A 22165-nucleotide genomic window follows, 5' to 3' on the forward strand; every position below is an offset into this window, starting at 1 on the left:
TGCCGTCATCATGTAACCTGCACGAAATTTCGCAGAGGGCCAACGTCGTCCCTCGGCTATGCACATATGCCACGACGACGACGGGAGAGCCGATGCGTTCCGCATCCACGCACTCCGCGACCGGCCCCAGCACCACCGCCTGGTCGCCCATGGACGGTCGCCCCGCCCAGCAGGGCATGTACGACCCGCGCAACGAGAAGGACGCCTGTGGCGTCGGATTCGTGGCGAACCTCACCGGCGAGGCGACCCACACCCTCGTCGAGCAGGCGCTGACCGTACTGCGGAACCTCGAGCACCGGGGCGCCACCGGATCCGAGCCGGATTCGGGCGACGGCGCCGGAATCCTCTCCCAGGTGCCGGACGCCTTCCTGCGCGAGGTCGCCGGCTTCCAGCTCCCCGAGGCCGGCGCCTACGCCGTCGGCATCGCCTTCCTCCCCGCCGACGGCACCGCACAGGCCGTCGCCGTGGAGCGGATCGAGGCCATCGCCGCCGAGGAGAACCTCACGGTCCTCGGCTGGCGCGAGGTCCCGGTCACCCCCGACCTGCTCGGCAACGGCGCCCGCGCGACCATGCCGGCTTTCTCGCAACTGTTCGTGAGCAACGGCAGCACCGGCATCGAGCTGGACCGCAAGGCCTTCGTGCTGCGCAAGCGCGCCGAGCGCGAGGCCGGGGTCTACTTCCCGTCGCTCTCCGCCCGGACCATCGTCTACAAGGGCATGCTGACCACCGGCCAGCTGGAGCCCTTCTTCCCGGACCTCTCCGACCGCCGCTTCGCGTCGACGCTCGCCCTGGTCCACTCCCGGTTCTCGACGAACACCTTCCCGTCCTGGCCGCTCGCCCACCCGTACCGCTTCGTCGCGCACAACGGCGAGATCAACACGGTCAAGGGCAACCGGAACTGGATGAAGGCCCGCGAGTCCCAGCTGGCCTCCGGCGCCTTCGGTGACGGCGCCCTGGACCGCATCTTCCCGATCTGCACCCCGGACGCCTCCGACTCGGCCTCCTTCGACGAGGTCCTGGAGCTGCTCCACCTCGGCGGCCGGTCGCTGCCGCACAGCGTGCTGATGATGATCCCGGAGGCGTGGGAGAACCACACCTCCATGGACCCGGCCCGCCGCGCGTTCTACCAGTACCACTCCACGATGATGGAGCCCTGGGACGGCCCGGCCTGCGTCACCTTCACCGACGGCACCCAGGTCGGCGCGGTCCTCGACCGCAACGGTCTGCGCCCCGGCCGCTACTGGGTCACCGACGACGGCCTCGTCGTCCTCGGCTCCGAGGTCGGCGTCCTCGACATCGACCCGGCCAAGGTCGTCCGCAAGGGCCGCCTGCAGCCCGGCAGGATGTTCCTCGTCGACACCGCCCAGAAGCGGATCATCGAGGACGACGAGATCAAGAACGAGCTGGCCGCCGCCGCCCCCTACGCCGAATGGCTGGAGACCGGCGAGATCGAGCTGACGGACCTGCCCGAGCGCGAGCACATCGTCCACACCCACGCCTCGGTCACCCGCCGCCAGCAGACCTTCGGCTACACCGAGGAAGAGCTGCGCGTCATCCTCGCGCCCATGGCCCGCACGGGCGGCGAGCCGCTCGGCTCCATGGGCACGGACTCCCCGATCGCGGCCCTGTCCGAGCGCCCCCGGCTGCTCTTCGACTACTTCACCCAGCTCTTCGCGCAGGTCACCAACCCGCCGCTGGACGCCATCCGCGAGGAGCTCGTCACCTCGCTGCTGTCCTCGCTGGGTCCCCAGGGCAACCTGCTGGAGCCGACCGCCGCGTCCTGCCGCAGCGTCACCCTGCCCTTCCCGGTGATCGACAACGACGAGCTGGCCAAGCTCATACACGTCAACGCCGACGGCGACATGCCGGGCATGAAGGCGGCCACCCTCTCGGGCCTGTACCGGGTCTCGGGCGGCGGCCAGGCGCTCGCCGCGCGGATCGAGGAGATCCGCGCCGAGGCCGACGCGGCCATCGAGGCCGGCGCCCGCCTGATCGTCCTGTCGGACCGCCACTCGGACGCCGAGCACGCGCCGATCCCGTCGCTGCTGCTCACCTCCGCGGTGCACCACCACCTCATCGCCACCAAGCAGCGCACCCAGGTGGGTCTGCTGGTCGAGGCCGGTGACGTCCGCGAGGTCCACCACGTCGCGCTGCTCATCGGCTACGGCGCGGCCGCGGTCAACCCGTACCTGGCGATGGAGTCCGTCGAGGACCTGCTGCGCGCGGGCACCTTCCTGTCCGGCCTGGAGCCGGAGCGGGCCATCAAGAACCTGATCTACGCCCTCGGCAAGGGCGTCCTGAAGGTCATGTCCAAGATGGGCATCTCCACGGTCGCCTCCTACCGCGGCGCCCAGGTGTTCGAGGCCGTCGGCCTCGACGAGGAGTTCGTCGGCACCTACTTCAGCGGCACCGCCACCAAGATCGGCGGCGCCGGCCTGGACGTCGTCGCCAAGGAGGTGGCCGCCCGCCACGCCAAGGCGTACCCGGCCTCCGGCATCGCGGCCACGCACCGCGCGCTGGAGATCGGCGGCGAGTACCAGTGGCGCCGCGAGGGCGAGCCGCACCTCTTCGACCCGGAGACGGTCTTCCGCCTCCAGCACGCCACCCGCAACCGCCGGTACGACATCTTCCGGCAGTACACCGACCGGGTGAACGAGCAGTCCGAGCGCCTGATGACGCTCCGCGGCCTGTTCGGCTTCGCCTCGGACCGCCCCTCGATCTCCATCGACGAGGTCGAGCCGGTCTCCGAGATCGTCAAGCGCTTCTCCACCGGCGCCATGTCGTACGGCTCCATCTCCAAGGAGGCGCACGAGACCCTCGCCATCGCCATGAACCAGCTGGGCGCCAAGTCCAACACCGGTGAGGGCGGCGAGGACCCGGACCGCCTGTACGACCCGGCGCGGCGTTCGTCGATCAAGCAGGTCGCCTCCGGCCGCTTCGGCGTCACCTCCGAGTACCTGGTCAACGCGGACGACATCCAGATCAAGATGGCGCAGGGCGCCAAGCCCGGCGAGGGCGGCCAGCTGCCCGGCCACAAGGTCTACCCGTGGGTCGCCAAGACGCGTCACTCGACGCCGGGCGTGGGGCTCATCTCCCCGCCGCCGCACCACGACATCTACTCCATCGAGGACCTGGCCCAGCTGATCCACGACCTCAAGAACGCCAACCCGGCCGCGCGCATCCACGTGAAGCTCGTGTCCGAGGTCGGCGTCGGGACCGTGGCCGCCGGTGTCTCCAAGGCCCACGCGGACGTCGTCCTCATCTCCGGCCACGACGGCGGAACGGGCGCCTCCCCGCTCACCTCGCTCAAGCACGCGGGCGGCCCCTGGGAGCTCGGCCTCGCCGAGACCCAGCAGACCCTGCTGCTCAACGGGCTGCGCGACCGCATCGTGGTCCAGACGGACGGCCAGCTCAAGACCGGCCGCGACGTGGTCATCGCCGCGCTGCTCGGCGCCGAGGAGTTCGGTTTCGCGACCGCGCCGCTCGTCGTCTCCGGCTGCGTCATGATGCGCGTCTGCCACCTGGACACCTGCCCGGTCGGCATCGCCACCCAGAACCCGGTCCTGCGCGACCGCTTCTCCGGCAAGCCCGAGTTCGTCGTCAACTTCTTCGAGTTCATCGCGGAGGAGGTGCGCGAGATCCTCGCCGAGCTGGGCTTCCGCACGATCGAGGAGGCCGTCGGTCACGCCGAGCTCCTCGACACCAGCAAGGCCGTCACGCACTGGAAGGCGCAGGGGCTCGACCTCGCACCCCTCTTCTACGTGCCGGAGCTGCCCGAGGGCGCGGTCCGCCACGCCCTGATCGAGCAGGACCACGGTCTGGAGAAGGCCCTGGACAACGAGCTGATCAAGCTCGCGGCCGACGCGCTGAACGCCGGGACGGCGGAGGCGGCCCAGCCGGTCCGCGCCCAGGTCGCGATCCGCAACATCAACCGGACCGTCGGCACCATGCTCGGCCACGAGGTCACGAAGAAGTTCGGTGGTGCGGGCCTGCCCGACAACACCATCGACCTCACCTTCACCGGCAGTGCCGGCCAGTCCTTCGGCGCCTTCCTGCCGAAGGGCGTCACCCTCCGCCTGGAGGGCGACGCCAACGACTACGTCGGCAAGGGCCTCTCCGGCGGCCGGATCGTGGTCCGCCCGGACCGCGGCGCCGACCACCTCGCCGAGTACTCCACCATCGCCGGCAACACCATCGGCTACGGAGCCACCGGCGGCGAGATGTTCCTGCGCGGCCGCACCGGCGAGCGCTTCTGCGTCCGCAACTCCGGCGCCCTGGTCGTCTCGGAGGGCGTGGGCGACCACGGCTGCGAGTACATGACCGGTGGCCGGGCGGTCGTCCTGGGCGAGACCGGCCGCAACTTCGCGGCGGGCATGTCGGGCGGCGTCGCGTACGTCATCGATCTCGACCGGAACAACGTCAACGTCGGCAACACGGAGGCGGTCGAGACCGACCTCTCCGACGCCGACAAGCAGTGGCTGCACGATGTGGTGCGCCGCCACGAGGAGGAGACCGGCTCGACCGTGGCCGCGAAGCTCCTGGCTGACTGGGACGCCGCGGTGGACCGCTTCAGCAAGATCATCCCCACCACGTACAAGGCAGTGCTCGCCGCCAAGGACGCCGCCGAGCTGGCCGGACTCTCGGAGTCCGAGACCACGGAGAAGATGATGGAGGCGGCGACCCATGGCTGACCCGAAGGGCTTCCTCACCACCCCCCGCGAGACCGCCTGTTCCCGTCCCGTCGCCGACCGGCTGAAGGACTGGAACGAGGTCTACGTCCCGGGCTCGCTGCTCCCGATCATCAGCAAGCAGGCCGGGCGCTGCATGGACTGCGGCATCCCGTTCTGCCACAACGGCTGCCCGCTCGGGAACCTGATCCCCGAGTGGAACGACTACGCGTACCGCGAGGACTGGGCGGCGGCGTCGGAGCGGCTGCACGCGACGAACAACTTCCCGGAGTTCACGGGCCGCCTGTGCCCGGCCCCCTGTGAGTCGGCGTGCGTGCTCGGCATCAACCAGCCGGCCGTCACCATCAAGAACGTCGAAGTCTCGATCATCGACAAGGCCTGGGACAACGGCGACGTCACCCCGCAGGCGCCCGAGCGCCTGTCCGGCAAGACCGCCGCCGTCATCGGCTCCGGTCCCGCCGGTCTGGCCGCCGCCCAGCAGCTGACCCGGGCCGGCCACACCGTGGTGGTGTACGAGCGCGCCGACCGCATCGGCGGGCTGCTGCGCTACGGCATCCCCGAGTTCAAGATGGAGAAGGTGCACATCAACCGCCGCATCGAGCAGATGCGCGCGGAGGGCACCAAGTTCCGCACGGGCATCGAGGTCGGCCGTGACATCACCGCCACCGACCTGCGCAAGCGGTTCGACGCGGTGGTCATCGCGGCGGGCGCCACCGTCTCCCGCGACCTGCCGGTCCCCGGCCGGGAGCTGAACGGCATCCACCTCGCGATGGAGTACCTCCCCCTCGCGAACAAGGTCCAGGAGGGCGACTTCCTGGCCCCGCCGATCACCGCCGAGGGCAAGCACGTGGTCGTCATCGGCGGCGGCGACACCGGCGCGGACTGCGTCGGCACCGCCCACCGCCAGGGCGCGGCCTCGGTCACCCAGCTGGAGATCATGCCGAAGCCGGGCGAGGACCGGAACTCCAACCAGCCCTGGCCGACGTTCCCCATGCTCTACAAGGTCACCTCGGCGCACGAGGAGGGCGGCGAGCGGGTCTACTCCGTCTCCACCACCCACTTCGAGGGCGACGAGGACGGCAACGTCCAGTCGCTCCACCTGGTCGAGGTCGCCTTCGAGGACGGCAAGCTCGTCCAGAAGCCGGGCACCGAGCGCGTCCTCCCCGCGCAGCTGGTCACCCTGGCCATGGGCTTCACGGGCACCGACCAGGCGAACGGCCTGGTCCAGCAGTTCGGGCTGGACCTGGACGCGCGCGGCAACATCGACCGCGACGCCGCCTACGCGACCAACGTCGACGGCGTCTTCGTCGCCGGTGACGCGGGCCGCGGCCAGTCGCTGATCGTCTGGGCCATCGCGGAGGGCCGCTCGGCCGCCCGCGGCGTGGACCGCTTCCTGACCGGCAGCAGCGCCCTCCCGTACCCGGTCAAGCCGACGGACCGCTCCCTGACGGTGTAACCACCGTCGCCCCCGCCCCGTCCGGGGCGGGACCCCTCATACGGTCCGTACAACGACGTGCGGAATTCTGACACCGCGCCCGCCATGTCCCCGACCAGGGATGGCGGGCGCGGTGGCGTTCGGGGGCGAGCTACTCGGGGGTGAACTCGTACCGGAGCTCGTAGAGGTGTCCGGCCTTCACCATGACGGTGACCTCCACGGGGCGGCCTCCGTCCCCGTACACCGTGCGGAGGGTGCGCAGGACCGGAAGATCACCCGGCAGCCGCAGCGACGTGTACTGCTTCTGCGTCGCGACCCTGGCGGAGACCCGGTCGACGCTTCGGCGGGGAGGGAATCCCAGTCCGGCGAGGAGCGTCGGGGTGCCCCCTCTGATCCTGCGCGGTTCGGCCAGCGGTGTGCCGTCGGCGATGTCCGGCGGGTAGTAGGAGCTCACCAGCTCCGCAGGTTCATCGTTGATGCTGATCAGCTGTCGGCGGCATACCGCCGGACTGCCCTCCGGGCACCCCAGCGCTTCCGCGACATCGCCGGCGACCACCACGGTTTCGACCGCGAGCAGCGTGCTGCGTGCGGCCGCCCCTTGCTCTGCGACTTCGGCGAGCCAGGGGTACGCCCCTCCGTCCTCCGTCCCTGCGAGGGATCTCGCGGGCCGGACGGTTCGCTGCCGGTTCTCCCGTACGGTGACCGCGGCTCCGGCACGGCCGACTGCCAGACCTTCGTCCTTCAGGAGTTGAACGGCCTTCTGGATCGTGGCGTTGGACGCGTCGAAGCGGGCCTTCAGTTGCGTGGTCGAGGGCAGCTTCGCCCCCGGTGCGAGACTGCCGCTCATGATCTCGTCGCGGAGGTCGGCGGCGATGCGGGCGTGGAGCGGTCGCGGATCGAGCCCCTCGGTCTCGGAGTTGGGCACGGTCATCCGATCCTGATCTCGTAGCGCAGCTGCTGGCGGTTGGCGGGCATGACCATCACGTCTGCCTGGATCGGCCGGTCCTCCGGGTCGTAGGTGGTGCGGGAGAGCTGGAGTACCGGTTCGCCAGGTCCGACGCGCAGGTGATCACGTTCCTCGTCGCCCGGCATCCTGGCCGTCACGTTCTCGACGACCCGTACGCCGGTGTGCCCGAGGGCAGCGAGCAGGGTCACGGCGCCGCCGCGGATCTTTCCCGTGGCGGACAGGGGGGTGCCCGACGCGATGGCCGCGGGGTAGTAGGTGTCCGTCAGTTCGGTCGGGTCGCCGTCGAGTTCGATGATTCGGCGGCGTACGACGACGGTGTCCCCGTACCCGATGCCGAGGAGGGCCGCGACGGCAGGTGGCGCCGGGACCTCCCCGGCGTGGACGATGCGCTGGCTTCCCCGCCGGCCTGCGGCCCGGGCCTCTTCGGTCCATGCGTCGGTGGCGCCGGACGCGCGTGGGGTCAGGTACGGCATTGACACGCTGGTCCACTCACTGCCGCTCACGCTGCCTCCCGGACGTTCTGCGTGCTCCGTTGACCCCCACGGTATGCGACGCCAAGGAGTGAACCCATCCTGCCAAACCTGGCCGCTATTCGCGAATAGCGATACGTTCGGTGCGGTCCAGGAGCCCGTGGGGAGGGGCGGGCGCCGGCCAGGGGGTGGTTATTCGGGCTGGACCACCACGGCGCCCCAGCGGGTGGTCGGGGTGGAGGCCGTCACCGTGGCGCCGAAGCCGCCGGACAGGCCGGTGCCCAGGGGGACGGTGATGGTCGCCGGGGTGCCCGTCGGGCAGGCCAGGGTGAAGGGGGCCGGGTTGCGGTCCGGGTGGTTGTCGAGGCGGAACGACACCTCGATGCTGCCGCCGCCCTCGCAGGCGAAGATGGTGAAGGTGTCCAGGTAGGAGGCGAGGCCGCCCGAGACGAAGCCGCTGGAACCGGTGATCTCCGGCACCCAGATCAGGCCGTCGGGGCCCGGGTAGGAGATCACTTCCCCCTCCGCCGCGGATGCCTGGACCACCCCTGTGGTCAGTACCAGTGCCGCGGCCGCCGCTGTGAGCGTCATGGCCGTGCGGGTGATGCGTGTGTGGTTCATGGCTTTTCCCCCCGGAGACAGTGATCACCGATGCCTGTGTCCACGGTAGGCGGCACCACTGACAACGCCCCCGGGAGTGGCTGGTGATACTGGTGGGATGGATCTACGGGTGCGGGCCGTGAGGGACGGGGACGTCGAGTGGGTCGCCGAGTTGAAGGCGGCCGTGATGCGGGACGACCTGGAGCGGCTCGGGCGCTACGACCACCATCGGGCCCGGCAGTTGATCCGGGATTCGTTCGGCGGTGAGCACTCCCGGGTCATCGAGGCCGGCGGGGAGCCGGTGGGGAGTCTCACCGTGCGGCCGGCGCGGGGCGGACTGGTGCTGGAGCACTTCTACCTGGACGCGGCGCACCAGGGGCGGGGGATCGGGACCCGGATACTGGAGGGTGTGCTGGCGCGGGCCGACGCCGAGGGGGCCGAAGTGCGGCTGACCGTGCTGCTGGGGAGCGCCGCGAGGGGGCTGTACGAGCGGTACGGATTCACCGTCGAGGCCCAGGACCCGGTGGACGTGCACATGGTGCGGGCCGCCGCCGCGCGGTAGGCCGTGCGGGCCGCGAGGGCCCGGCCCGTACCGGCGCCGGGTGGTTCCCGGTGCTTCCGGTGACGGGGGCCGGGCGCCGGGCACGAACTCAACGGGGCGGGGACGCGCGGGCCGTGAGGGCCGCCAGGGCGGCGCGGGTCGTGACGCCGGTCTTGCGGTAGATGTGGGAGAGGTGGGTGTCCACCGTACGGGGGCTCAGGTGGAGGCGGGCCGCGATGGCCGCCGTCGTGAGGCCCTCGGCGACCAGGGCGGCGATCTCCCGTTCCCGGGGGGTGAGACCGGGCAGCGGGGGCGTGGGCGCGGGCGGGGGAGCGGCGGGCGCTGACGGGCGGATCAGGTCCGCCAGGCCCGTCAGGAGGTGGGCGCCGCCCGACTCCGCCAGGCCGCGGCCCCGGTGCCACATCGCCTCCGCCGGGCCGTCCGCCGCCACGGAGGCGCCGAGCAGCAGGGACTGGGCCTCCCACAGGGTGGCCCCGGAGCGGGCCGCCTCCCGCGCCGCGCCCGCGTACGCCTCGGCCGCTTCGGCGGTCCTGCCCCGGGCCGCCAGGACCTGCGCGGTGCTGCGCAGCGCCGAGGCCCGCTGCGTGGGCAGCCCGAGCCGCTGTGCGTCCGCGGTGGCCAGGGCGGCCCAGCCGTCGGCCGAGTCGAGGTCGCCGCCCGCGACGGTGGCCGTCACCAGGGCCTCCAGGAACAGCGGGCGCATCGACGGCTGGAGCCCCGACAGGTCGGGGCGGGCCGCCCGGAGCACGGCCGTGCGGGCCCGCTCGGGCTTCCCGGCGAACAGGGCCGCGTACCCGAGCACGCACCAGGCCAGAGAGGCCCACCAGCTGGTGCGCGGGCCCGCGACGGCCGCCGCCTCCTCGGCGACGGCGAGCGACTCCGGGTCCCCCGGCGGCAGGGAGGCGAGCAGCACCTGGGCCTTGTTGGTGAGTGCGAGGGCCAGCAGGTCCGGGTTGCCGATCCCGCGCGCGATGGTCTCGGCCTCCTCGACGAGCTCCAGCGCCGGGTGCAGCCGGCAGGTGCTCATCAGCACGTTGGCCTTGCACTGCAGCAGGTGCGACAGGATGTGCGGGGGGCCGGCCCGGCGGGCGAGCGCCAGTCCCCGGTCGGCGTGCCGCTGGGCCTCCCCGTAGCGCTCCAGGTAGAACGAGGCGGCGCTGAGCCGGGCCCGGGACTCCCCCCGCAGGGCCAGGTCCCGGTCGGCGAGGGTCTCCAGCAGGGCGTCGGCCCGGTCGGCGTACCGCGCGGCGGCGTCGAGCCCGCCCTCGTAGGCCTCGCCCAGCGCCATCAGGGCCAGGGTGTCCGCTTCGGCGGCCGCGTCGCCCAGCCGGCGGGCCAGCCCGCGGGTGCGCAGGACGTCGGCGCGGACCGTGGGGTACGGGGTGGAGTGCGGGGCGGAGGAACCGAGTTCGATGCCGAGGGCCAGCAGGTCGGAAGGCGGCGGGGCGGGGCTGCGCGACAGCTCCCGGCGCAGCAGCGCCTCGGCCCGCGCGTACCGGCCGAGGTGGCGCTCCAGCGAGGCGCACAGGGTGACCGCGGCCGGGCGCAGCCCGCTCTCGTCGTCCGGCGGTACCGCCTCGATCATTTCGGCCAGCAGGTCGCGCCCCGCGCGCAGTTCGCCGCAGACGCTCAGGGCCCGGGCCCGGTCCAGCATCAGGGCGAGGCGCTGCCCGGCGTACCGGGGCCCGTCCGGCAGCACCCGCAGGACGGCCGCGAGCCAGTGCGCGGAGCTCGCGGGGGCGGTGGCGGCGGCGAGCGCGGCCGCCTCCAGCAGTACGGCGGCACCGGCCGGGTCCCAGTCGGTGAGCGCGTGCTCGACGTGGTGGGCCCGGACGGGCGCCGGGGCCCCGGCGCGGGCCAGCGCCTCGGCGGCGGTGCGGTGCATGCGGATGCGGCGCCGGTGGTCGGCGTTCTCGTGGACGACCGTGCGCAGCACCGGGTGGCGCAGGGTCCAGCTCCCGGCGGGGCCGGGCCGCACCAGGTCGCGCAGGGCCAGCGCCCGCAGGGTGGCGTCGAGTTCCCCGGCGGGGCCCGGGGCGAGTTCCGCCAGCAGCGCGGGGGTGGCGTGGTCGCCGAGCACGGCCACGGCCTCGACGGTGCGGCGCTGGGCCGGGGTCAGCGGGGTCAGTTCGTCCAGCAGCAGCGAGCCGAGTCCGCCGAGCGGGGAACGTGCCCCGGCGCCGGGGTCCTGGACCTGGAGCAGGGTCAGGAAGTACAGCGGGTTGCCCCCGCTGGCCGCGTAGAGCCGGGTGGCCCGGTCCGCCCGGAGCCCGGGGGCGAGCCGCTCGACGCAGTCCCGCTCGGGCAGCGGGCCCAGGCCGAGCCGGAGCACCGCGCCGGTGTCCACCCCGCGGGTCAGGGCGGCGGCGAGCGAGGCCGAGGTCTGGCGGTCGCGCCGGGCGACGGCGGTGAGGACGGGGGCGTGCGAGGGGTGCCGGACGAGGTGGTCGAGGAGTTCCAGGGAGGCGGGATCCGCCCAGTGGAGGTCGTCCAGGGCGACGAGCAGCCCCGATCCGGTACGGCTGAGGGCGGCGAGCAGGCGGGCGGTGGCCCGGTGCACGGCGAAGCGGTCGGTGTACCGGTCGGCGTGCGGGTCGGCGTGCGCGGCGGCGGCCGGGTCGGCGTCCGGGGAGGCGGCGGGCCGGGAGCGGGCTCCGCCGGTGGGGCCGCCGTCGGGTTCCCGGGGCGCGGGATGCCCGCGGCCGGGGCCCCCGCCGCCGACGGGACCGTCCCCGGTGTCCCAGCCGCCGGGGTCCCGGCCGCCGGAGTGCCCGCCCCCGCCGCCCCCGTCACCTATGCCCCGGAGCACGGGCGCCGCGGCGGCGGCGAGGGCGGCCGCGGGGCCGGTGCCGGGGTGCAGCAGCTCCGGGTCCAGGTCGGCGAAGGCGTCGGTGAACAGCCCGTAGGGGGTGTGCCGTTCGTACTCGGTGGCCCGGCCGCGCAGCACGCCCATGCCGCGCGACCGGGCCCGTAAGCACAGCTCCGTCAGCAGCCGGCTCTTGCCGATGCCCGCCGCGCCGGTCAGGTCCACCACGCGGGGGCCGTCCGTGCCCCGCCCGGCGAGGACCTCGTCGAGGAGCCGCAGTTCGGCCTCCCGGCCCACCGGCCCGGTCCTGGTCATGATGAGCCCCCCTGCGACTGGCGAGGAGAAGAAGCGTAGCGAGCCGGCGCACGCGCGGATACGCACTTACGTAGGTGGTCCTACGGATGTGCGCGCGGGCCCGCCCTGTCACGCTCGGGAGCGACCCGTCCTCACATGTCCGGGAGGATGCCCGATGCGCCGATTACGAGGGTTCGCCGCCCCTGTCCTGGCCGCCTGCCTGCTCACCGCCGCCGCCGGCTGCTCCGGCCGCTCGGCGGACGCGCGGCCCGGCCCGTCGGGGGGCACGCGGGCCGGGACGACGAGCCGGGCCGCGACGCCGACCCCGAGCCCGTCCCCGACGCCGACGCCGACCCCGACGCCGACCCCGACCCCGTCCGAAAGTCCGTCGCCGACGCCCACCCCGACGCCCACCTGCACGAGCACCGACGACATGGACGAGGCCGCCCGGGCCGCCTATCTCAGGGGCCTCGAAGGCGAGTCCTACGGGCAGAAGCACGGCCTGGCCACCGAGTCCGACGGCGTGCACTTCCGCCCGGACTCCCTGCACCGGCCGTGCGGGGCGCAGAAGGTGTCCGTGGCCCAGTTCCGGGTGGTGATGACGAGGGAGGTGAACAGGGACCCGGTGACCGGGCGGCTCTACAGCCTCTCGTACCGGTACGAGCCGGTCGAGGACCGGGAGTTCACGGTCGGCCCGGACAACGGCTTCGTCGAGGGGAGCCGGCCCCCGGACGTACGGGACTGCAGGGGGAGGATCACCGTCCTGCACCTCGGGAAGCCGGTGAAGGAGACGGCCCTGCCGGGGCACCTGAACTTCGAGGAAACGAACTTCGGGTACACGGGGACCGAGGTGGAGGTCTCGGGGGACCTGGTCCTGTACGCCGTGTTCGTGCCGCCGACCTCGACGGGCTACTGCCCGCCGGAGTGAGCCCGGGCGGCGGCGGGGCGCCGCCCCGGCCTCACCCGTGTGGGTGAGGCGGGGGCGAGGGCCGGGGGCCGGGTCCGGGGGCGCCGCGCCCGGCGCGGCGGGGGCCGGGGGACCACTCGTTGGGGTGGCCCCCCGGCTCGTGGGGGGGAGTCCGGGGACCGGGGGAGACGCCCGGACGCCCCCCGGCCCGAGGGGGGTGGGGCCGCACCGGCCGCGTGGGGGTCGGTCGGTGCGGCCCGGCCGGGGACGCGCGCGGGGCGGGACGGCGGCCGGGCGCGGTAGGCCGTACGGAGGATCTGCGCCTCGGAGGACCGCGGTTGACGGGGCCGGGGTCTGGTAACTGTGGGCGCCATGCCCTCCCGAACGCTGCTGCGGTGCCTGCTCGGCGCCGCCTTGCTGCTGCCCGTCGCCCCCCTGTCGCCCGCCGTCGCCGCCGCGGGCGCCGACGGCGGGCGGACCGTCGACTACCAGGGGCTGCACCTCACCCTCCCCGCCGGCTGGCAGGTCGTCGACCTCGACCGCCACCCCGACGCCTGCCTGCGCCTGGACCGCCCCGCGCTCTACCTCGGGCACGCCGGCACCCAGGCCGAATGCGCCTCCGGCCGGGCCGTCGCCCACCGCGCCGACACCCTGCACCTGGAGCCCATCGACGGCGCCCCGCCCCGCGCCGACATCCCCACCTTCCCCGTCGACGCCGGCACCGCGCTGCCGCCCGCCGACGCCGACAGCGGCGAGCTGCGCTACGCCCTGCGCGGGACCGGGGTGATGGCCACCCTCTCCTACGGGGAGGACCCGGCCGCCGTACGGGGCATGCTGGCCCGGGCCGCCGCTCCGGAGGGCGCACCGGCCCCCGCCACCGCGCCGGTGGTCACCGCCGCGGGCCCGGCGGCGGCACCCCGCGCCACCCAGCAGGCCTTCACCGGCACCGGCTTCGACGCCTGCACCGCCCCGACCCAGCGGGCGATGGACGCCTGGCACGCCGACTCCCCCTTCGGCGCGGTCGGCATCTACATCGGCGGCCGGGCCCGCGCCTGCGCCCAGCCGCAGCTGACGGCGGGCTGGGTCCGCAAGCAGGCCGCGGCCGGCTGGCACCTGATGCCGATCTGGGTGGGACCGCAGCCCTGGAACAGCTCCAGCACCGGCCTGTCCACCGACCCCTCCCGGGCCAACGACCAGGGCCGGGAGGCGGCCGACGGCGCCGCCGACGCGGCCCGCTCGCTCGGCCTGGACGCGGGCACGGTGCTCTACAACGACCTGGAGAACTACACCGACCGGGCGACCTGGGACGCCCCCGTCGTCGCCTACCTCACCGCCTGGACGGTCCGCCTGCACGAGCTGGGCTACCGCGCGGCGGCGTACGTCTCCGCGAGCTCCGGGGCCAGGGCGCTCAGTGCCCACTACCAGCAGGCCCCGCAGGCCATGCCGGACGTGCTGTGGGTGGCCCGCTGGAACCTGGCGGCCTCCGTCACCGACGCCGACATGGGCCTGCCCGAGCACACCGCGCAGTGGGCCGGGCCGCGCCGGGCCCACCAGTTCCGCGGGGACCACGACGCCTCGTACGGCGGGGTGACGATCAACATCGACCGGAACTGGGTGGACGTGGACCCGGCCGCCCTCGGACCGGTCGGCGGCCTGCCGGCCGGCGGTCCGGTCCGCGGCCCGCTCCCGGGCCTGCCGTTCAGCTGACGGGGTCCTCCCGGGCGGGTTCGTCGTCGTTGCCCCGGCGCAGGGTGTGCAGCCCGTGCGCCGGGGTCCACGTCCGCACCACCAGCTCCTCGCCCTCCACCGAGACCCGCACGACCTCCCTCAGCTCGGCGTGGAAGAGGTGGAAGGGGTGCGGGGACTCGGTCTCCTCCGCGTAGCGGTGCAGCTCCGGCGGGTCCACGAGCTCCACCGCCCGCCCGGAGATCCGCACGTCCCCGTCGGGCATGTCCTCGCCGCCGCCGGGGTTGGTGTGCAGGGCGAACCGCGGATCGCGCTGGAGGTCGAGGGCCTTCAGCGAGCCCGGCATCATGCCCAGCCACAGCTCCCCGCCGCGGAAGTCGACGTTCAGCCCGCTCAGGCGGGGCGAGCCGTCCTTGCGCAGGGTGCCCAGGACATGGTGCGGGTACTGCGCGAAGCGGGCCCGCACGGCCGCCGCGAACTCGGGTTCCGCCTGCTCGAACGCTGCCCAGTTGTTCGTCTTCATGGCCCCATGAAAGCGCGGCCCCCGTCGCCCGCCGCTCAGGCGCGCACGATCCCCGCCGCGCGCGCCGCCCGCAGCCAGGCCGGGAACTCCCCGAGGAGCCGGTCGTAGAGCACGGCGTCCGGCACGGTCCGCGGGTCGGGGCCCGCGTGGAAGTAGCCGGCGTTGTCCACCGCCCGCAGGGCCGGGACGGGCAGTTCGTCCAGTCGGCGCAGGAAGTCGAACTGGCTGCTCCGGGTGTTCCCGAAGCCGACGAACTGCCAGAACAGCGGCAGCCGGGACGCCTTGCACAGGTACCGCTCCGCGGCGGGCTTGCTGAGCGGGCCGCCGTCGGTCTGGAAGACGACCAGCGCCGGTTCGCGCGTTCCCGCGTCCAGGTAGTGGTCGATGACCGCGTCCATGGCCGCGTCGTACGCCGTCTTCCCCATGTGGCCGAGGCCGGCGGCTATGGCGGTGACCCGGCCCTCGTGCCCGCCGAGGCGGACCTCCTCCACCGCGTGCACCTCGGTGGAGAAGAAGACGACCGGGATCCGGCCGTCGGCGTCGAGGTGCGCGGACAGGCCCAGCACCCGGTCGGCGAGGGCCTGCACGGTGCCGTCCGCGTAGTAGGGGCGCATCGATCCGGAGTAGTCCAGCACCAGGTAGACGGCGGCCCGGCCACCGTCCAGTCCGTGCTCGCGCAGCGACACCCCGGCGCTCTTGTAGAGGTTCACGAGTGCCGGAGCGGCTGCTCGCACCGCGTGGAGGTCCATGGCGCTGCCCGTCATGGGCCCGAGGGTACGTCAGCGGGCCGGGGCGTACCCCAGATGTGCGGCCAGCCGCTCCCGGTGGGCGGCGGGCGGACCGAAGAGCTGCGCCGAGCCGTGGGCGCGCTTGAAGAAGGTGTGCGCCTCGTGCTCCCAGGTGATGCAGATCCCGCCGTGCAGCTGGATCATCTCGCCCGCGACGTACGCGTACGCCTCGGAGCAGGCCAGGTCGCGGACCCGGGCGAGGACCAGCAGGGGGCCGGGTCGCCCGGGGGCCGGCCAGGACGTACCGCTTGGTGCCGGTGAGCAGCCAGCCGGATCCGGCGGGCTCGGCCCGGGTGACGAGGTCCCCGTCCTCCCACCCGCCACGCCCCGCCGCGGGCCCGGCCCCGGGTCCGTCCCCGGTCGCGGAACCGGTCGCGGAACCGTCGTCCGGGCCCTCCGCCCAGGCCAGCGCCCCCACCGCCGACCCGTCCGCCAGCCCCGGCAGGTGCCGTGCGCAGGCCTCCCGGTCCCCGGACGCGAGCAGCGCCTGCAGGTCAGCACCGCCGAGCCCAGGTACGGTACGGGGCCCAGGCGGTCAGCTCCTCGGCGGTGACCGGGGCGCTGCTCTACTTCCGGCGCGCCTACGGGCGGGTGCCGGACTCCGGGGCCGGGGCGAGCGCCTCGATGTCCGCGAGCATGGCGACGGCCAGGTCGCGCTCGGAGGCGTAGTACCGCTCCGCCCACTTGAGGGTGAGGGTGGGGTAGGCCCATGCGGCCTCGTCCTGGGCCCCCTCCACGTCCGCCACCGCGCGGCGGCGCATCCGTTCCGCGAACTCCTGGTGCTGGACCAGGATTTCGCGCATCTGCTCCGGCTCCAGCAGGTGGCCCAGCCACAGCCGCAGCATCGGCCCGTGCTTGAGGACCGGGGGGTCGACCGGTGCCTCGCGCGCCCATTCCCGTACGGCGGCCATGCCCTCGTCGGTGATCCGGTACACGCGCTTGTCGCGGGTGCCGGTGTCCTGGGCGACCATCCGCGAGGAGGCGTAGCCGGCCTTCTCCAGCCGCTTGAGCTCGCTGTAGATCTGGCTGAAGGACGGGCTCCAGTAGAAGAAGCGCAGCGACCAGTCCGACCACTTCTTCAGGTCGTAGCCCGACAGCTCCTCACCGAAGGAGAGCAGGCCGAGCACCGCCCAGCTGGTCGCCGGGAGCGTGCGCGTGTTCGTCTCGTCTGCCACGCAGCGCAGTCTATGGCCGGTCCCCGCGATGCCCTTCCCCTGACAGGATGTGACTGCTAGAAGTATTCCTAATCGAAATATCTGCAAAAACCTGCCCCCACAGCTGGATGGAGGGACCGCACCGTGAAGTTCTCGATGATCTTCGAGGCGCAGCTCGTCGACCCCACCCCCGAACGCGAACGCCAGGTCATCCACGACTGCGTCGAACAGGCCGTGTTCGCCGAGGAGATGGGCTTCGACCGGATCTGGGCCGTGGAACACCACTCCCTGACCCAGTACGCCCACATGAGCGCTTCCGAGATCTTCCTGACCTGGGTCGCCGCCCGGACGCGGAAGATCCGTATCGGCCACGGCGTGGTCACCATGCCCTTCGCCTACCAGCACCCGGTGCGCGTCGCCGAGCGGGCCGCCATGCTCGACGTGCTCTCCGGCGGCCGCGTCGACATCGGTGCCGGGCGAGGGGCCACCCGCCAGGAGATGTCGATGTACGGGGTGAACCCCGAGGACACCTACCCGCAGATGGAGGAGGCGCTGCGGATCTTCTCCGCCGCCTGGCGGGAGCCGGAGTTCGCATGGCACGGGTCGCTCGACATCGGCCCCGGCGCGGTCCTGCCCCGCCCGGTGCAAGACCCGCACCCGCCCCTGTTCATGGCCTGCTCCAAGCACGACACCCTCAAGCTCGCCGCCGAACTGGGCATCGGAGCCCTGGTGATGGGCTTCGCCGGCGCCGACGACGTCCGCGCCATGCGCAAGGTCTACGACGAGGCCATCGCCGCCCGCACCGGCGAGCGCCTCGTCTCGGACCGGGTCAACGACCACCTCTCCGCCCTCTGCCCCACGATCGTCCTCGACGACGCCGAGCGCGCGCTGCGCCTGGGCACGCGCGGGCAGCGCTTCTTCGCCGAGTCCATCGCCCACTGGTACGGCAACGCGCCCGCCCCGACGGGCTACGCCGAGGACGAGGACCACGTGGGCGCCCTCGACCGGGGCCGCGAGGAGCTCGTCGCCCGGCTGCACGAGGCGAACATCCCCGCCCGCCCGGTCGACACCGGCACCTACAACGCCGACCACGCCTACGGCAGCGCCGAGACGGCCATCGCCTACGTCGAGCAGCTGCGCGAGATCGGCGTCGACGAGGTCATGTGCCTGATCCAGATGGGCACCGTCCCGCAGGAGGCCTGCATGGAGACCATCCGGCAGTGGGGCGAGAAGGTCATCCCGCACTTCCGCGCCCTGGAACTGGAGGGCTGAGCCGTGATCTCACTCGACGGGAAGGTCGTCGTGATCACCGGCGCCGGACGCGGCCAGGGCGCCGAGGAGGCCCGGCTGTGCGCGGAGGCCGGGGCGCGGGTCGTCGTCACCGACGTCCGCGAGGAGGAGGGCCGGGCGGTCGCCGCCGCACTGGGGGACCGCGCGCTCTACGTACGGCACGACGTGGCCGACGCGGGCAGCTGGGCCGAGGTGGTGCGGGAGGCGGTGGCCGCCTTCGGGACCGTCTCGGCACTCGTCAACAACGCCGCCCTGTGGCGCACCGCGCACGTGGAGGAGCAGAGCGCGCAGGGCTTCGAGGAACTGCTCCGGGTCAACCTGCTGGGGCCCTTCCTCGGCATCCAGGCCGTCGCGCCCGTGCTGCGGGCGGCCGGCGGCGGCTCGGTCGTCAACATCTCCTCCACGGCGGGCCTGGTCGGCATACCCGGCCACGCGGCCTACGGGTCCACCAAGTTCGCCCTGCGCGGGCTGACCCGGTCCGCCGCGCTGGACCTGGCCGGGGACGGGATCCGCGTCAACTCCGTGCACCCGGGGGCCATCGACACCCCGATGGTGGCCGAGGCGGTCGCCGGACGGGACTGGTCGCACGTGCCGCTGGGCCGGATGGGGCGGCCCCGGGAGGTCGGGGAGCTGGTGCTGTTCCTGTGCTCGGACGCCTCCTCGTACGTGACGGGGACCGAGTTCGCGGTCGACGGCGGGATGACGGCCGGATGAGCGGGCGGCTCTCCCCCGCCGCGCGGGGGCTGTGCGACGCGATGGCGGCGGTCTTCCCCGGACCCGGGGACGTGACGGCCCTGCGGGCGGCGGCCGTGCCCGGCCCGCCCGGACCCGAGGTCGCCTCGGTGCGCGACGCCGACGCGGGCGGGGTCCCGGTGCGGATCTACGACCCCGCGCCGGGAGCCGCCGGCCGGCCGCTCGCCGTGTACTTCCACGGCGGCGGCTGGGTGATGTGCGGGCTGGACACGCACGACGCCCTGTGCCGGAAGCTGGCCGCCGCCTCAGGGGCGGTGGTCGTCTCCGCCGACTACCGGCTGGCCCCCGAACACCCCTGGCCCGCCGCCTGCGACGACGCCCTGCGCGTACTGCTGTGGGCGCGGGCCGAAGCGGAGGCGCTGGGCTGCGATCCGGGGCGGGTGGTGGTCGCGGGGGACTCCAGCGGCGGCAACCTGGCCGCCGTCACCGCGCTGCGCGCACCCGGACTGGCCGCCGGGCAACTGCTGGCGTACCCGCCGCTGGACGCCTCGATGGGCTCCGGGTCGGTGACCACGTACGGCCGGGACCACTTCCACACCGCCGCGCACATGGCCTGGTACTGGGACCAGTACGGCGGCGATCCCGCGCACCCGCACGTCTCGCCGCTGAGGGCCGGCCGGGAGGCGCTGGCCGCACTGCCCCGCACGCTGATCCTCCTCGCCGACTGCGACCTGCTGCGGGACGAGGGGATGGCGTACGGGCGCCGGCTGGGGGAGGCGGGGGTGGACTGCGAGGTCAGGCTCCACCCAGGGGTCTTCCACGGCTTCCTGGGCCTGCCGCTGCCGGCCGGCCGGGCGGCGCTCGCGGGCGCGGCGGCCTGGCTGGCGCAGACGCCGTGAAGGAGACGCCGGGACAGGGGGGCGGGGCGGCCGGATTCGAACCGGCGTCTTCCCCCTTGCAGGGGGGTGCAACGACCTCTGTACTACGACCCCGCCCTTGCGGTGGATCTTATGCGGGCCGTGGGCGGGTGCGCACGCCGGATTCCCCGGCATGATGTGTCCATGCCTGGCTTCCTCCTGCGCGCCTGCCTGCTCCTCGCCGTGGAGGCGGGCGCCGCCTTCCTGCTGCGCGACGCCGGAGCACCCTGGATCCCGGTCCTGCTCGGGGTGTTCGTCCTCGGCTCCGCCGTCCCCCAGGGCACGCCGGCGGAGTTCGCGGGCCGCTTCCTCGTCGCCGCCGTCGCGGTGGGCGTGGCCCTGGCGGGCGCCGCGGCCTGGGCGGCGTACGACCGGCCGGACACCGGCCCCGCCCAGTGGGCCGCCCAGGCCGCCACCGCCGTCCTCCTCCTCTTCCAGACGGCCACCCTCATGCGCCTCTCCCTGCGCCGCGCCTGATCCGTCCGGCGGCGGCCCACCCCCGTCCCGGCCCCGTCACACCGTGCGTCTCACCTCGGTGAGGACGGGCCGGTGGTCACTGCCCAGGTCCGGCAGGACGCTGGTGGTGGTGGCCTCCAGGCCGCGCAGCAGTACGTGGTCGATCCGGACCACGGGGAAGGGGGCGGGCCAGGTGAACCCGAAGCCCTGGCCCGCGTGTTCGTGCGCGGGCTCCAGCTGCCGGGCGAGGGGCGCCAGACCCCGGTCGTCCAGGCTGCCGTTGAGGTCGCCGAGCAGCATCATGCGGGGGGCCGGATCCCGCGCGATGCGGTCGGCCAGTGCGGCCGCCGCCGCGTCGCGGGGCCCGATGGCGAAGCCCTCGGTCGCCCGGACCCGTACGGAGGGCAGCCGCACCGTGTAGACGGCGGTGTCACCACCGGGGGTCCCGGCGACGGCCCGGATCGCGTGCGGCCAGGGGCCGCCCAGGTCCATCGCCTCGACCTCGCGCAGCGGATGGCGCGACCACAGGCCGAGGGTGTTGCGGGTGGTGTGGTGGGGGTACGCCGCGGCGAGCGCCTTCTCGTACGCGGGGACGGCCCCCAGGGGGACCTTCTCCAGGGCGACGAGATCGGCGCCGGTGGCGATCACCTCCCGGGCGACGGCCTCGGGGGTGGTGCGGGCCCCGCCGACGTTGAAGGACAGGGCCCTGAAGTCGCCGAGCCCCGCACGGGGCGGCGCCGCCAGGGTGGGCACGAAGACGGTGCACCAGGCCACGAGGGGCACCAGGGCCGCGGCCATTCCCAGCCGTGTGCCGCGCGCCACCGCCCACAGGAGGAGGACCACTATCGCGACGGCGGACCACGGGAGGGCGGTCTCGGCCAGGCTGCCGAGGTTGCCCGGTCTGTTGGGCAGGAGCCGCGGAAAGAGCAGGGCCACGGCGAGGAGGAGCGAGGGGACGGCGATGCGTGCGGTGCGGCGGGGGCGGTCCCCCGAACCGCCCCGCCGTGTGCTGCGGGTCATGGATCCTCGTCTTCCCTAGATGCAGCCCCTGCGCCGCAAGTGCGCGAACATGGCGATCCCCGAACCGGCCACCAGGGCGAGGAAGGCGGGCCAGGCCCAGACCAGCGCGGTCTCGGGCTGGTGGAAGTTCGCCGAGTAGATACCACCCAGCAGCGTGGGGACCATGAACACCACGAGCCACGAGGTCACCCTCCGGGCGACCCGGCTCCCCTCGAAGAGCTCCACCGACTTCCGGTGGAGCAATACCATTTCCTTCCGGTAACGGCGGACTCCCTGGAGGAATTCGCGCAGCTCTTCGTTCGAGTACGCGTCGAGGTCTTTCGGGGTGAGCCCGGCCGGGACGGGGCGCATGGAATTGTCCGACATTTGATTGCCCTTCCTCTGGTCGGCGGCGGGCCGCCTACAGCCAGCCCTTGCGCTTGACCCCGAAGTAGGTCGCCAGCGCGGTGGACGCCAGGACGGCGAGGAACACCGGCCAGCCGTACTTGAACTGGAGCTCGGGCATGTGCTCGAAATTGGAGCCGTAGAGCGACGCCAGGGCGCCGGGCACGACGGCAATCGCCGTCCAGGCGCTCACCCTCCGGGTTTCCACGGTGACCTTCAGCTGGTCCTCGGTGATTTCCCGGATGTCTTCCATTTCCTGGTTCAGTCCGCGGATCTCCCGGTTGATCTCGCGGAGCAGCTCCACCTTCTGGGCGTGCTCCTCCACCGTTTCGGCCGGCATGAGGGTGTTGTCGTGGGTCGTCGGCGTCATGTTGGTCATGGCATTCCTTCCGCGGATCTCGGACGTGATTCGGCGGTAAACGTGTGGCGAATGTGTTTCGCCGGGAAAGTCGGGGCTGCGGTGCATGATCGACCGCTGCGCGCCCCGGACACCGGTGGACGTGCCGGGGCATGCCGATGCGGTGT

The 22165-nt window shown here is 73.6% G+C and carries 20 protein-coding genes and 1 tRNA gene; 9 read left to right on the forward strand and 12 right to left on the reverse strand.

Going from position 1 to position 22165, the window contains the following annotated elements; all coding sequences use genetic code 11:
- Positions 1 to 149: 149 nt before the first annotated feature.
- Positions 150 to 4691 carry a glutamate synthase large subunit gene (gene gltB / locus OG295_RS25470; RefSeq protein ID WP_371681304.1) on the forward strand — a complete coding sequence of 1514 codons (4542 nt, stop codon included), beginning with the start codon at positions 150 to 152 and terminating at the stop codon, positions 4689 to 4691.
- Positions 4684 to 6144: a glutamate synthase subunit beta gene (locus tag OG295_RS25475; protein ID WP_371678978.1), complete on the forward strand. Its 1461-nt coding sequence runs from the start codon at positions 4684 to 4686 to the stop codon at positions 6142 to 6144. Before gltB ends, OG295_RS25475 begins: the two co-directional genes overlap by 8 nt.
- A gap of 130 nt (positions 6145 to 6274) precedes the next feature.
- Here the strand turns inward: OG295_RS25475 and OG295_RS25480 are convergent, their stop codons facing one another.
- From OG295_RS25480 to OG295_RS25490, 3 genes are all read right to left on the reverse strand, one after another.
- A complete protein-coding gene (locus OG295_RS25480) occupies positions 6275 to 7054 on the reverse strand; it encodes a GntR family transcriptional regulator (RefSeq protein ID WP_371678979.1) in 780 nt (259 codons plus the stop codon).
- The gene (locus tag OG295_RS25485) at positions 7051 to 7593 is read right to left on the reverse strand and encodes a GntR family transcriptional regulator (protein ID WP_371678980.1); all 543 of its coding nucleotides are present in this window, start codon (positions 7591 to 7593) and stop codon (positions 7051 to 7053) included. The genes OG295_RS25480 and OG295_RS25485 overlap by 4 nt, the downstream gene beginning before the upstream one ends.
- A gap of 159 nt (positions 7594 to 7752) precedes the next feature.
- Positions 7753 to 8181: a hypothetical protein gene (locus OG295_RS25490; RefSeq protein WP_371678981.1), complete on the reverse strand. Its 429-nt coding sequence runs from the start codon at positions 8179 to 8181 to the stop codon at positions 7753 to 7755.
- Positions 8182 to 8278: 97 nt separating this feature from the next.
- Between OG295_RS25490 and OG295_RS25495 the strand changes: the two genes are divergently transcribed.
- Positions 8279 to 8722 carry an N-acetyltransferase family protein gene (locus OG295_RS25495; RefSeq protein ID WP_371678982.1) on the forward strand — a complete coding sequence of 148 codons (444 nt, stop codon included), beginning with the start codon at positions 8279 to 8281 and terminating at the stop codon, positions 8720 to 8722.
- 88 nt (positions 8723 to 8810) lie between these two features.
- Here the strand turns inward: OG295_RS25495 and OG295_RS25500 are convergent, their stop codons facing one another.
- Entirely contained in the window at positions 8811 to 11843 is a 3033-nt protein-coding gene (locus OG295_RS25500) for an AAA family ATPase (protein ID WP_371678983.1), read from the reverse strand.
- A gap of 154 nt (positions 11844 to 11997) precedes the next feature.
- On the opposite strand from OG295_RS25500, the gene OG295_RS25505 reads away from it, so the two are divergent.
- Together OG295_RS25505 and OG295_RS25510 are read left to right on the forward strand one after the other, a co-directional pair.
- Positions 11998 to 12750 carry a hypothetical protein gene (locus OG295_RS25505; RefSeq protein ID WP_371678984.1) on the forward strand — a complete coding sequence of 251 codons (753 nt, stop codon included), beginning with the start codon at positions 11998 to 12000 and terminating at the stop codon, positions 12748 to 12750.
- A gap of 351 nt (positions 12751 to 13101) precedes the next feature.
- Positions 13102 to 14436, forward strand: a complete 1335-nt coding sequence (locus OG295_RS25510) for a DUF1906 domain-containing protein (protein WP_371678985.1) — start codon at positions 13102 to 13104, stop codon at positions 14434 to 14436.
- Here the strand turns inward: OG295_RS25510 and OG295_RS25515 are convergent.
- The 4 genes from OG295_RS25515 to OG295_RS25530 form a co-directional block, all read right to left on the reverse strand.
- Positions 14429 to 14938, reverse strand: coding sequence for a pyridoxamine 5'-phosphate oxidase family protein (locus OG295_RS25515; RefSeq protein ID WP_371678986.1), 510 nt, complete (start codon positions 14936 to 14938; stop codon positions 14429 to 14431). The genes OG295_RS25510 and OG295_RS25515 overlap by 8 nt on opposite strands.
- A gap of 35 nt (positions 14939 to 14973) precedes the next feature.
- Complete coding sequence (locus OG295_RS25520) at positions 14974 to 15702, reverse strand: VWA domain-containing protein (protein ID WP_371678987.1); 729 nt, start codon at positions 15700 to 15702, stop codon at positions 14974 to 14976.
- A 15-nt stretch (positions 15703 to 15717) separates the two neighbouring features.
- A complete protein-coding gene (locus tag OG295_RS25525; RefSeq protein WP_371678988.1) occupies positions 15718 to 15870 on the reverse strand; it encodes a hypothetical protein in 153 nt (50 codons plus the stop codon).
- Positions 15871 to 16307: 437 nt separating this feature from the next.
- Positions 16308 to 16901: a PadR family transcriptional regulator gene (locus OG295_RS25530; protein WP_371678989.1), complete on the reverse strand. Its 594-nt coding sequence runs from the start codon at positions 16899 to 16901 to the stop codon at positions 16308 to 16310.
- Positions 16902 to 17024: 123 nt separating this feature from the next.
- Here OG295_RS25530 and OG295_RS25535 point away from each other — a divergent pair, with 123 nt between their 5' ends.
- The 3 genes from OG295_RS25535 to OG295_RS25545 are packed head-to-tail and all read left to right on the forward strand — an operon-like array spanning position 17025 to position 19762.
- Positions 17025 to 18152, forward strand: a complete 1128-nt coding sequence (locus OG295_RS25535; protein ID WP_371678990.1) for an LLM class flavin-dependent oxidoreductase — start codon at positions 17025 to 17027, stop codon at positions 18150 to 18152.
- 3 nt (positions 18153 to 18155) lie between these two features.
- Positions 18156 to 18884 (forward strand): SDR family NAD(P)-dependent oxidoreductase, encoded by a 729-nt coding sequence (locus OG295_RS25540; protein WP_371678991.1) that lies wholly within the window; start codon positions 18156 to 18158, stop codon positions 18882 to 18884.
- Positions 18881 to 19762, forward strand: a complete 882-nt coding sequence (locus OG295_RS25545; RefSeq protein WP_371678992.1) for an alpha/beta hydrolase — start codon at positions 18881 to 18883, stop codon at positions 19760 to 19762. The genes OG295_RS25540 and OG295_RS25545 overlap by 4 nt, the downstream gene beginning before the upstream one ends.
- Before the next feature lie 20 nt (positions 19763 to 19782).
- On the opposite strand, the gene OG295_RS25550 is transcribed toward OG295_RS25545, so the two are convergent.
- Positions 19783 to 19857 (reverse strand) — tRNA-Cys (locus tag OG295_RS25550).
- Positions 19858 to 19924: 67 nt separating this feature from the next.
- Between OG295_RS25550 and OG295_RS25555 the strand changes: the two genes are divergently transcribed.
- Positions 19925 to 20257, forward strand: coding sequence for a hypothetical protein (locus OG295_RS25555; protein ID WP_371678993.1), 333 nt, complete (start codon positions 19925 to 19927; stop codon positions 20255 to 20257).
- A 36-nt stretch (positions 20258 to 20293) separates the two neighbouring features.
- Here OG295_RS25555 and OG295_RS25560 read toward each other — a convergent pair whose 3' ends face one another.
- Genes OG295_RS25560 through OG295_RS25570 form a run of 3 tightly spaced genes read right to left on the reverse strand, consistent with a single transcriptional unit; the run spans position 20294 to position 22019 of the window.
- Entirely contained in the window at positions 20294 to 21256 is a 963-nt protein-coding gene (locus tag OG295_RS25560) for an endonuclease/exonuclease/phosphatase family protein (RefSeq protein ID WP_371678994.1), read from the reverse strand.
- Between the two features lie 15 nt (positions 21257 to 21271).
- Positions 21272 to 21622, reverse strand: a complete 351-nt coding sequence (locus OG295_RS25565; RefSeq protein ID WP_371678995.1) for a CorA family divalent cation transporter — start codon at positions 21620 to 21622, stop codon at positions 21272 to 21274.
- Positions 21623 to 21656: 34 nt separating this feature from the next.
- On the reverse strand, positions 21657 to 22019 hold the full coding sequence (locus OG295_RS25570) for a CorA family divalent cation transporter (RefSeq protein ID WP_371678996.1): 363 nt from the start codon (positions 22017 to 22019) through the stop codon (positions 21657 to 21659).
- Positions 22020 to 22165 lie beyond the last annotated feature (146 nt).

It is taken from the genome of Streptomyces sp. NBC_01276, from assembly GCF_041435355.1.
Classification (GTDB): Bacteria; Actinomycetota; Actinomycetes; order Streptomycetales; family Streptomycetaceae; genus Streptomyces.

Coding starts and splice junctions, on each gene's coding strand:
- gltB (WP_371681304.1), top strand. CDS start 150: ATGGACGGTCGCCCCGCCCAGCAGGGCATGTACGACCCGCGCAACGAG.
- OG295_RS25475 (WP_371678978.1), top strand. CDS start 4,684: ATGGCTGACCCGAAGGGCTTCCTCACCACCCCCCGCGAGACCGCCTGT.
- OG295_RS25480 (WP_371678979.1), bottom strand. CDS start 7,054: ATGACCGTGCCCAACTCCGAGACCGAGGGGCTCGATCCGCGACCGCTC.
- OG295_RS25490 (WP_371678981.1), bottom strand. CDS start 8,181: ATGAACCACACACGCATCACCCGCACGGCCATGACGCTCACAGCGGCG.
- OG295_RS25495 (WP_371678982.1), top strand. CDS start 8,279: ATGGATCTACGGGTGCGGGCCGTGAGGGACGGGGACGTCGAGTGGGTC.
- OG295_RS25500 (WP_371678983.1), bottom strand. CDS start 11,843: ATGACCAGGACCGGGCCGGTGGGCCGGGAGGCCGAACTGCGGCTCCTC.
- OG295_RS25505 (WP_371678984.1), top strand. CDS start 11,998: ATGCGCCGATTACGAGGGTTCGCCGCCCCTGTCCTGGCCGCCTGCCTG.
- OG295_RS25510 (WP_371678985.1), top strand. CDS start 13,102: ATGCCCTCCCGAACGCTGCTGCGGTGCCTGCTCGGCGCCGCCTTGCTG.
- OG295_RS25515 (WP_371678986.1), bottom strand. CDS start 14,938: ATGAAGACGAACAACTGGGCAGCGTTCGAGCAGGCGGAACCCGAGTTC.
- OG295_RS25520 (WP_371678987.1), bottom strand. CDS start 15,702: ATGACGGGCAGCGCCATGGACCTCCACGCGGTGCGAGCAGCCGCTCCG.
- OG295_RS25525 (WP_371678988.1), bottom strand. CDS start 15,870: ATGATCCAGCTGCACGGCGGGATCTGCATCACCTGGGAGCACGAGGCG.
- OG295_RS25545 (WP_371678992.1), top strand. CDS start 18,881: ATGAGCGGGCGGCTCTCCCCCGCCGCGCGGGGGCTGTGCGACGCGATG.
- OG295_RS25555 (WP_371678993.1), top strand. CDS start 19,925: ATGCCTGGCTTCCTCCTGCGCGCCTGCCTGCTCCTCGCCGTGGAGGCG.
- OG295_RS25560 (WP_371678994.1), bottom strand. CDS start 21,256: ATGACCCGCAGCACACGGCGGGGCGGTTCGGGGGACCGCCCCCGCCGC.
- OG295_RS25565 (WP_371678995.1), bottom strand. CDS start 21,622: ATGTCGGACAATTCCATGCGCCCCGTCCCGGCCGGGCTCACCCCGAAA.
- OG295_RS25570 (WP_371678996.1), bottom strand. CDS start 22,019: ATGACCAACATGACGCCGACGACCCACGACAACACCCTCATGCCGGCC.